Genomic DNA, 11036 nt, shown 5'->3' on the forward strand with positions numbered 1-11036 from the left:
AAATAATACATTAATGAGTTTGTAGTAATAATTATTAAACTAATAATTAAAAGATGTCTCTCTTGTTTTTGAAAAACATCAAAAAAGCGAATCTTAACAGATTGATTATACGTAAAAATCAAAACAACAGCTCCAACAGAAATAGCGATTCCCCATGCCAGAATAACCCCATAACCTCCAAATGATTTTCCTAATAAAATACCTAACAGAACATTGATAATTGCTATGCCTATATGTACAAAAACCAGAACATTAAGTCTTCCTTCTCCTAAAGAACTGAAATATGCTGGTCCGTTCATTACATTCATAAAAGTCATAGTAGTTAAAACAGCCATGGAAAAAATAAAATCGGAATTGTACTCACCAATCCATACCAAAGATATAAACGGTATACATATAAAAAGGATAGTAGATAATGGTAAACAAAATAAGAGTAAAATACGATTCATTTTTGTATAAAAACTTTGTAGAAATATACCTCCCTCCATTTTTGCTTTCTCAGCGACGACAGGGACTACAACTTGATTGGCATTGACCAATAAAGCTCTAAACTGATTAACCACCTTATTTGCAAGTTCGTAATGTCCCAAAGTTACCAAACCTCCGTATTTGCTTAGTAATAATTTTGTTGCAGGTTCATAAAGCATTTGGCATACAGAAACCAATTGGAATTTATAGCCATAATTGAATAGTTCTTTGAAAGATTGTTTACTCCATTTCCAATGACGGATTTTATTATTTGGATTAATTTTTATAGTAAATATCATGGCTGCTATAAAAATAAAACCCGATTGTAAAAGTTGTGCAATAGCAACACCTTTTAGCTGGTATAACGGCGTTAATAAAATAGTCCCTACATACATTACAATACCAGATATAATATATATAAAGTTTCTGATGTAATTTTTCTGATGGCCTTCTAATACAGACGTAAACACGCCTCCTATTGCATTAATACACAAAGAGCCTAATGAATATGGTAGTATTACTAATGCAATATCTAAAAATTTTTTATCAATTACATATCCTAAAAAAAATTGTGCTCCGGAAAGGATAACTAAACTAAGAAATATAAATAAAATGGACATCGATAAAATTGAAGTAAAAATGAGTTTACCTAGTTTACTTTTATCATCTTCTAGTATATATTCCGCAACAAATTTTACTAATCCTGAAGTTAGCCCCATATTAGCCAAGTTAGCAATCGAAGAAAATGATAATATTAGCGACCAAACTCCTAATTGTTCTACACCAATGGATCTTAATAAATATTTATATAAAAAAAAATACAACAAAGCTGTAAAGACAACCTGAATGACTGCCGAAATAGCGTTTACTGTAAGTTTTTTTGAAGAAAGATTCATCGTATTTGTTTTTCAGATTTGAAATCTTATAAAGCTAAGTGTTTTAGTAAACAGTTTTAAAAAAATTTCTGCCACCATTTTTTCCCCTCAGCCTGATAACCGTATCCGAATTTATTTCCATATCCGAAATTAGATTCTTTTACACCATTTAAGACAATTCCGACATTTTTAAGCTTATTATCTTCAATTGAATGATTTAAAAACTCTAAATAACTCTTTTCTGTAACTTCAGATCTTGTAACATATACGATTGCATCGCTTTTATCTGCAATAAGGAAAGAGTCTGTTACCAATAATAGCGGAGCGGTATCTAAAACAATATATTTATATTTATTTTGCTCTTTAACTATGGATAAAAGTTCGTCTAATTTTCCGTTTTGTAATAAATCTGTCGGATTCGGTGGTATTGATCCTGAGTAGATAAAATCACAATTTTCGTTATAACCACTTGGATATGTAATCTCATTGATTGATAAATTTTCACCACTCAAAAACTCTGTTAGACCTTTTGAAGATTTCATTGAGGGATTATACCGTTGTAACTGAGGATTTCTAATATCAGCACCAATTACCAATACTTTATTTCTGGAAGAAGCTAATATGATTGATAAATTGGTAGAGATAAACGTCTTTCCTTCTCCTTTAACAGAAGAGGTGATCATAATAACCTGTGGTGAATCTTTTACAGGAAGCAAAAATTTCAAATTGGTTACAAATATTCTGAATGCTTCAGCCATCGGAGAAACATCATTGAAAGCAAGTAAAGGGTTTTCTCGGTTTTTAAGTTTTGGAATTTCTGCAAGTACAGGTACTTTTGTAAGCTTTGTAATATTCCCTCTGTTTATTATTGTACTTTGTAAAATTTGTTTTAAATAAATAATCCCAAACGGAATAAGCAAGCCCAATAACAGAAATGCTGCTAAGATCACCATCTTTTTTGGTGCAATCGGCTTTTGAAACACAAATGCTTTATCAATTACTCTTGCTTTTTCTGAAGCGATTTCCATACTTATTGCCGCTTCTTCTCTTTTCTGTAATAGCAATAAATAGAGACTTTCTTTTATTTGCTGCTGTCTTTCAATACTTCTGAAAAGTTTTTCCTGACCAGGAATTTTGCTAATAATAGTTTCAGATCCACCTAATTGAGTTTCAACTTTGGCTTTCGCTAACTGTAAAGAAGTTACATTTTTTTGCAAAGTTTCTCCTAAAGAAGATTTCATCTCCTGGATCTGCTTGTCTATATTTTTTACAACCGGGTTGTCGGGTGTAGCTTCCTGTAGATATTTATTTCTTTGTAAAACCAGAGCATTATACTCTTGGATAGCTTTTCCGGCTGCTTCGTTTTCAAGACCTATGTTAAGAGGCAATACATCGCCTGTACCCTTTCTGTTTAAGGTATTTTGTAAAATTTTATTTAGTTCCAGCTGAGTTCCCAAGTCCAGTATCGCAGCTTTACTCTGTTCTTTCAACTGAAGATTTATTCGTGCTTCTGAAGGTAAGTCAACAATATTATTACTAGATTTATATCCCTCTTTCTGAGTTTCTACATCCCCTAATTCTTTTGAAATAATCGTTATTCTTTTATCAATAAAATCTTTGGTTCTTTTCGATTCAATATTTTTATCATTTATAGCATAGATATTATACTCTCTTACTAAACTGTTAAGAAAATCTTTTGCCTTTTCTTTATTTTCAAAATCTACAGTTAGAGTAATTATTGTACCATCTTTATCAAGTAAATCTACCGTAAGGCTTTCTTGAAAACCATTAACAGTACTTTCAAAAGTATTGTAATAGAAGAAAATATCATCCATTTTTGTCTTAGGAGACGGTTTAAAAACGGGATTTTTGCTGATCATGATCACAGCGAAAGGCAAGCTCGTAGTTTTATTAAAAGAAGTTACAATATCTTTCTTCCATTCGTCTGAAGATAAAATAATTTCTGACCCTTTGGTTTTAATGGATATTGGTTTTTCCGGTAAATCAACATCTTTTTTTTCCTGCACAACATGTATTATATACGGACTTGTAGCTCCATATAACTCTATACTCTTGAATGTTTGCCTTGCATAAATTGGAGTCTGAAAATTATGCTCTCTCAAAGCATCCTCCACGATTGTTTTAGATTCAAAAACGCCAACCTCATTTTCAATACTATTAGTTCCCATCCCTGTTAAACCGCCTAATCCCTGAAGCATACTCATATCACCTCCCGGGCTCATTTTTTTGGCATCTTTAATGAATACAGTAGTTTGAGCTTTGTAAATAGGAACTTTAGTTTTTATATAGAAAAAAGCCAATAATCCCATAATAAAAACCATTCCTACGAAATACTTCCAGTTTTTAAGATAAGGATTAATAAGTTCTTTAAAATTAATTTCTTTATTATTTTTGCTATCCATGCTTTGGATTAATTGAGAATTAGGATTATTTTTTATTTATTTTATTTTAAACCTTGCAAATATATCTATATTTTATAAATTCACGGTAGTGATTATGTCATTTTATATAATCTTGCAGATTTTCATTTATCATCATTGACCGGTTATTATCATTTGTCTTTTTTATTCCGTAAAAATTGCAAATTATTAAAAAAAGAGATAAAATTTACTTTAATTTATACGTTATCATCAATCCACCACGTGTCGGGATCACCTCTCCGCTTTTATTCCAGTTTTCAGCATTGTCATAACGCTCGTTATTATCTTTATAGTAACCTTTGTATAATGACTGTGTAGCTCCGATTCCGGCATAAATATCTAATCCCAACCTATCGTTTATTGTAAAATGATATCCACCGCTTACTCCAAAAATAAAAGCCAAACCTTTTTGATATCTTTCGGTTGATCTTATATTTCCGTTTTCCATCAATTCAGGATTGCCATTGTCGTCATACACTATAGCAGATCTCAGGTAATTCCATTTCTGAATGTTAAATGCCACAACAGAACCATAAGCACCAATATACCATTTTTTCATTACTTCATCAAAATAATAACGTCCTTCTACAGTTCCCATATAAAACTGCATGTTTTTTCCGTAAAGAGATTTCCATGGTGATATGAAAACTTCGGCTTGCATTGAAAACTTTTTATGAATTGGCTTTTCAACAGCAACATTCAGCATTGTTAATGGTACAAAAGCTCCATTCAGCTTAATTTCTGTTTGTTGCGCTTTTATTTTCACTAATAAAAATACAACGGCTATCAAAAGTACTCTTGATAAAAATTTTTCTGTAAACTTCATAATTATACTGCATCATTATCTTAAAACAGAAAAAGTTTTAAGCAAAATATACATATCATTTTTAAAAGAAAGCCGATGATAATATTCAAGATTCATTTTCACTTTTTCCGGAAAAAGAACCTCATCGTTATATTTCAACGGATCTTTCTGTTGATTTAAAATTTCTTCTTCGTCTCTATATTTAATTCCGGCTTCACTCGTTAATCCCGGTTTTAAATTAAGGATCAACCGGTCTTCGTTCTCCAGTTTATCATAATACCCGGGAATGTCCGGTCTCGGTCCTACTAAAGACATATCTCCTTTAAGAATGTTGAAAAGCTGGGGTAGCTCATCCAGCTTTGTTTTTCTCATCCATTTACCAAAAGAGGATTTCGTATGTGTTTTAATATGATAGGTCCTGAATTTATAAATCACGAAAATCTTACCGTATTTTCCTACTCTTTCTTGTCTGAAAACAGGAGAAAACCCGGTATCAAAAGACACCAAAATCATTAAAACAAAAAAAACAGGGAGAATAAGTAAAATTACTGCGAAACTTAATCCGTAGTCCATAAAATCTTTCCACCATAGGTTTTTTTTCACTGTAATCAAACTGAAGCGTAAATATAAGAAAAGAAGTTGAGTTTCTATAAATGAGGATTTTGAAATTATGATTTCAGGTATATTGTATGTGGTTAAAACATTCCTGCTAATCATATAAAAAACTGATAGTCAATAAAAAAAACTGCTCATCTTCATACGAGAATAAGCAGTTTTTTATTTTTATTCAAATATTAATTTTACTTAATTTTTGAAAAGCAGAAATATTTTGGGATAAGTTAAGAGAAAAATTTTCTGATTATTTTTTCAATTCTTTCTCTGTCACTATCAGAAAGCTAAAATCTAAAAGAATATGTTAATTTAATTTCAAATCGCTTTCAATCATTTCCTTTACCAAAGTCTGAAGATCATATTGTGGCTTCCATCCTAATTGTGTTTTAGATTTTGTAGGATCACCAATCAAAAGGTTTACCTCAGTAGGTCTATAATATTCCGGATCTACAGAAACTACGGTTTTACCAATTTCTAATTGATACAACGGGTTATTGCATGCTACAACTTTAGCTACTTCATTTTCGTTTTCACCCTCAAAAACCAATTTTACACCAATTTCATCAAATGCCATACGTACAAAATCTCTTACTGATGTTGTAACACCTGTTGCAATTACAAAATCATCGGGTTTATCCTGTTGGAGAATTCTCCACATTGCTTCAACATAATCTTTAGCATGTCCCCAATCACGAAGTGCATTTAGATTTCCTAAATAAAGACATTCTTGTTTCCCTTTGGCAATTGCAGCAGTAGCCATTGTAATTTTACGGGTTACAAAAGTTTCTCCTCTTCTTGGCGATTCATGGTTAAATAAAATACCATTGCAAGCAAACATACCATAAGCTTCACGATAATTTTTAGTTATCCAAAAACCATAGATTTTTGCAGCCCCGTAAGGTGAACGAGGATAAAATGGAGAATTTTCATCATAAAAACCTGCTGCATTTTTATTTTCAGCTAATCCGCCATATAATTCAGAGGTAGAAGCCTGGTAAATTTTGGTCTTATTTTCCAAACCAAGAATACGAACAGCTTCAAGAATCCTTAGAGTCCCGATTCCGTCGACATTAGCAACATATTCAGGAGAGTCAAAAGAAACTTTTACATGTGACATTGCCCCCAAATTATATATTTCATCTGGCTGTACCTCTTGAATAATTCTTATAATATTCATAGAGTCTGTTAAATCACCATAATGCAATGTGAAATTTACATTTTGCTCATGCTGATCCTGATATAAATGATCAATTCTCTGAGTATTGAACGAAGAAGCTCTTCTTTTAATACCATGGACTCTATATCCTTTCTCTAATAAAAGCTCTGCTAAATATGAACCGTCCTGACCGGTAACTCCTGTTATTAATGCTGTTTTCATCTTCGTGATGTATGTTTTCTATAAGTGATGTTTGATGATTGATGATTGATAATTGATGACCAATATTTYATCAGGACATCTTTACCTGTTTGAAACTGTTGATATTTTCTAAAAACCAATGATAGGTTTTGGTAATTCCAGCTTCAAGCTCTACCTTATGCTTCCAACCTAATTCGTGCATTTTTGATACATCCATTAATTTTCTTGGAGTTCCATCCGGTTTTTCTGAATCCCAAAGAATTTCTCCTGTATGTCCTGTCACTTTCTGAATTAATTCTGCTAAATCTTTAATCGTTAAATCTACTCCGGTTCCTACATTATATAAATGTTCCGGAAGCCTGTTTTCTAAAGCAAAAATTACAGAAGCCGCCATATCATCCACAAAAAGAAATTCTCTCATAGGAGTTCCAGATCCCCATAATGTTACGGGCGCATTACCATTTTCCTTTGCTTCATGAAATTTCCTGATCATTGCAGGCAAAACATGAGATGTATTTAAATCAAAATTATCATGTGTACCATACAGATTAGTCGGCATTAAAGAAACATAATCTTTATCAAATTGTTTTCTGATTGCTTCGCAGGTTTTAATACCTGTAATTTTAGCAACAGCATACCATTCGTTGGTGGGTTCCAAAGAATCTGTTAATAAATATTCTTCTTTCAATGGTTGTGGCGCTAATTTAGGATAAATACAAGATGAACCCAAGAAAATAAACTTTTCGACATCATTTTTCAATGAAGCGTCAATTAGGTTATTTTGAATCTGCATATTTTCCATCAAAAACTGATACGGAAATGTATTGTTGGCTAAAATACCTCCAACTTTTGCAGCAGCATCGATCACCACATCTGGTCTTTTAGTGGCAAAAAATTCTGTTACTGCTTTTTGGTCTTTAAGATCCAATTCATTACTGGTTAAACCAATTAAATTAGTATATCCTTGTTCTGATAGCTGTCTCCAAATTGCAGAACCCACCATCCCTCGGTGTCCTGCTATATATATTTTAGATTCTTTTGAAATCATTTTTTTTTCGATTTAATTATCTTAAAATAGATTGATATTTTTCAAGCTGATTATACACTTTCTTTACATCTTGTGATTTTTCTTTATGAAGAATCAGCAGTGCATCTTTAGTATGCACCAAAATAGAATCTTTAAGTCCTACAAAAGCTGTAAATATTTCCGTTCCGATGACCATATTTCCATTTTCATCAACAGGATGACCTGTAGAGCGTAAATAATCATATAAAGATTCGAAAGATCCCAGATCATTCCATCTAAAATGTGCAGGAACAACTTTTATTTTTTTTGATCTTTCCATCACTGCATAATCAATACTTATAGAAGGAATCTGAAGCGATGCTTCCATATTTAAGCACTGATTTTCTGATGTTTTCCATGCTTCATTGCATTTATCAAATACTTCAGGTTGATAGTTTTTTAATTCTTCTAAAAGTACTCCTGCTTTAAAACAGAACATTCCGGAATTCCAAAGAAAAGTTCCTCTTTCTAAAAATTCCTGAGCAGTTTCCGTATTTGGTTTTTCTCTGAATGAAAGTACATCTTTACCTTCATACTCAATATAACAATAAAAGTTTTTGGTAAAGAAATATCGTTTAATAGCCGTTTACTCCATTCAATATGATCTGTATTTCCTACAACCATAATTTGATCCACAACTTTCTGATTACGTTCTGCTGTTAATTCAAAAAGAGCTTTACCTGAAAATAATTTCAAAAACTGTTTTGGGTGTTGTTTTCGTGAAAGTGGCCAAAGCCTGCTTCCTACACCTCCGGATAATATCACGTTGTATATTTTCATTTTCTATTGTGGTTTATTAAAACATTGATCAGTAAAACTTATACCATTTGTTTTAAACCTGTAAATATACGAGTATTTCTACTTTAAGAAAATCATTTAAAATTTTTATAACAATCTATTTAGAAATAAAATTATTATATACATAAAATTGTTTTAACAAATTCGAAATCCCGAGAATTCTCTCAGGATTTTGAATATAGTATATTTATTTACTAAACTTTTTTTTTAACTAATGAAAAATTTTGTAATCACTTTTTTAATTCTTTCTCTGTCACTATCAGAAAGGTTAGACCCGGAAGGAAGGCACAATCCATCATCAAATAATTTTTCTGCCACATTTGTTCCGTAGTAAGGAGCATCTGCAAAAACAGGCTGCAAATGCATCGGCTTCCACAAAGGTCTGGATTCTATATTATCTTCAAGAAAAGCCAACCTTAAATCTTCACGATTTTTCCCGGTTATCTTTTCATCAATTACAATTGCAGATAACCAATGATTGGAATAATAGTCTTGACCAGGTTCAGAAAAAACTTCTACTCCATCAATATTTTTAAAAATATCAACATAAAAATCATGCATTTTTCTGCGCGCTTCTACTCTATCGTTTAAAACTTCCATTTGTCCACGGCCGATTCCTGCAACAATATTGCTCATTCTATAATTAAACCCTATATGAGAATGCTGATAATGAGGAGCATTATCTCTCGCTTGTGTCGATAGAAACACAGCTTTGTCCTTATCTTCCTGGGTATGGCAAACCAAAGCTCCACCTCCTGAAGTGGTGATAATCTTGTTTCCGTTGAAAGACAAAATCCCGAAGCGTCCGAAAGTACCGCAAGCTTTTCCTTTATAAGTTGAACCTAAAGCTTCGGCAGCGTCTTCAATGACAGGAATTTCATGTTTTTTGGCAATTGCCACAATGTCTTCCATTTTTGCAGGCATTCCATAAAGATGAACCACAATAATTGCTTTTGGCTTTTTGCCTTTTGAAATTCTATCCTGAATTGCTTCTTCCAAAGCAACCGGACACATATTCCAGGTATCTTTTTCAGAATCAATAAAAACCGGCGTCGCTCCACAGTAAGCGATAGGATTTGCAGAGGCAGAAAATGTCATCGACTGACAGATTACCTCATCACCATATTCAACGCCACATTCAATTAATGCCAAATGTATTGCAGCTGTACCTGCTGAAAGTGCTGCTACTTTTACATCCTGATTTAAAAAAGATTCCAAATCTTTTTCAAAACCGTCTACATTAGGTCCCAAAGGTGCTACCCAATTTGCTTCGAATGCCTCGTTAACATATTTTTGCTCGTTTCCGCCCATGTGTGGGGAAGAAAGCCAGATCTTATTTTGCATTATATTCCGTTTTTATTGACCCCCCAAATTTAATCTTAATTGTAGAAATAATGGGTAATTTATTTAATAAATACAATTCATTGTCATATTTTCTGATTGTCCGAAATATGCTATAATTAAAAACTCTTTACTGTAATTATGATTATTTTTTTACCACAACGTACACTAAGGTTATTCACAAAGCTCACAACTATGGAGTTCTTCGTGAAATCTTTAGTGCGCTTCGTGGTTAACTTCCTGTAACCTTCGCAAAGCCATCTGTCAGTTATGCAAAATCATCTGTCAGTTATGCAAAGCCATCTGTCAGCTGTGCAGATGCACCTGTCATACATGCAAAGTGATCTGCAGGCTTCGCATAACCATCTGCTTGTTTTGCAAATACATCTGCAATATCCTCAAAACTTCCTGTAACCTTCGCAATGCCATCTGTCAGTTATGCAAAGCCGTCTGTCAGTTGTGCAGATGCACCTGTCATACATGCAAAGTGATCTGCATACTTCGCATAACCATCTGCTTGTTTTGCAAATACATCTGACTTATCCGCATGTTTATCTATACCTTTCTCATCGGGAGCTGCCTGATGTGCAAATTCATCTATAATTTCCCCAAAACTTCCTGTAACCTTCGCAAAACCATCTGTTTGCTATGCAGGTGATACGGGATAGGTAAAGGTAATAACTGCGTTACACTTAACAACAAAATACTATTTTCTGTTTTACCTCACATAAGCAAAGCGGCTTCGTTTATCTTAAAATAAAAAATCAGAATTGAAAAAACCTGTCTGCTGTGCGATAGAAATAAATAACCAATGTGATTAAAAATTATCGCAAAGTAAAACAAAGATTTTTTTATATAATTCTCCATATTTTTAAGTTAAACAAAGACGTTAACACTTATATATGAAATACTAAGTCTAAATTCACAACAGGTAAAACAAAGCGGCTTCGTTTATCTTAAAATAAAAAATCAGAATTGAAAAAAAACTGTCTGTCTGTGCGATAGAAATAAATAACCAATGCGATTAAAAAATTATCGCAAAGAAGAGCCTGTTTAAAAATTAATAAATATGAATTTCATAATTGGTTTTTCGCAAAGGCGCAAAATTGTTTAACGATAGTACGCTTTAAGGCACAAGGATTTTATCTTCGATAAAATTGATCAGCATTATAAAAGAAAATCTTTGATTTTCTCCTTGCGTTTTAAAAACAGAGAACTTTTATCAAATCTTGCGTCTTTGCGTTTTTCCAATAAATTTAAACAGGCTCTAACC

Annotated in this window: 7 protein-coding genes and 1 pseudogene; all 8 read right to left on the bottom strand. The window is 32.4% G+C overall.

Annotation, left to right across the window (positions count from 1 at the left end):
• A partial coding sequence (locus AB4Y90_RS12200; RefSeq protein ID WP_441557852.1) for a lipopolysaccharide biosynthesis protein occupies positions 1-1364 on the bottom strand: 1364 nt, incomplete at its 3' end.
• 56 nt (positions 1365-1420) lie between these two features.
• A complete protein-coding gene (locus AB4Y90_RS12205) occupies positions 1421-3766 on the bottom strand; it encodes a GumC family protein (protein ID WP_441557853.1) in 2346 nt (781 codons plus the stop codon).
• Positions 3767-3971: 205 nt separating this feature from the next.
• On the bottom strand, positions 3972-4610 hold the full coding sequence (locus AB4Y90_RS12210; protein WP_441557854.1) for a DUF3575 domain-containing protein: 639 nt from the start codon (positions 4608-4610) through the stop codon (positions 3972-3974).
• Positions 4611-4625: 15 nt separating this feature from the next.
• Entirely contained in the window at positions 4626-5162 is a 537-nt protein-coding gene (locus AB4Y90_RS12215; protein ID WP_441557857.1) for a sugar transferase, read from the bottom strand.
• Between the two features lie 343 nt (positions 5163-5505).
• A complete protein-coding gene (gmd, locus tag AB4Y90_RS12220) occupies positions 5506-6579 on the bottom strand; it encodes a GDP-mannose 4,6-dehydratase (RefSeq protein WP_441557855.1) in 1074 nt (357 codons plus the stop codon).
• A 70-nt stretch (positions 6580-6649) separates the two neighbouring features.
• Positions 6650-7603: a GDP-L-fucose synthase family protein gene (locus AB4Y90_RS12225; RefSeq protein WP_441557858.1), complete on the bottom strand. Its 954-nt coding sequence runs from the start codon at positions 7601-7603 to the stop codon at positions 6650-6652.
• Between the two features lie 19 nt (positions 7604-7622).
• Positions 7623-8404, bottom strand: a pseudogene (locus AB4Y90_RS12230) (mannose-1-phosphate guanylyltransferase).
• Between the two features lie 225 nt (positions 8405-8629).
• A complete protein-coding gene (locus AB4Y90_RS12235) occupies positions 8630-9766 on the bottom strand; it encodes an aminotransferase class I/II-fold pyridoxal phosphate-dependent enzyme (RefSeq protein WP_441557856.1) in 1137 nt (378 codons plus the stop codon).
• Positions 9767-11036 lie beyond the last annotated feature (1270 nt).

Source organism: Chryseobacterium sp. 2TAF14, assembly GCF_052115105.1.
Classification (GTDB): Bacteria; Bacteroidota; Bacteroidia; order Flavobacteriales; family Weeksellaceae; genus Chryseobacterium.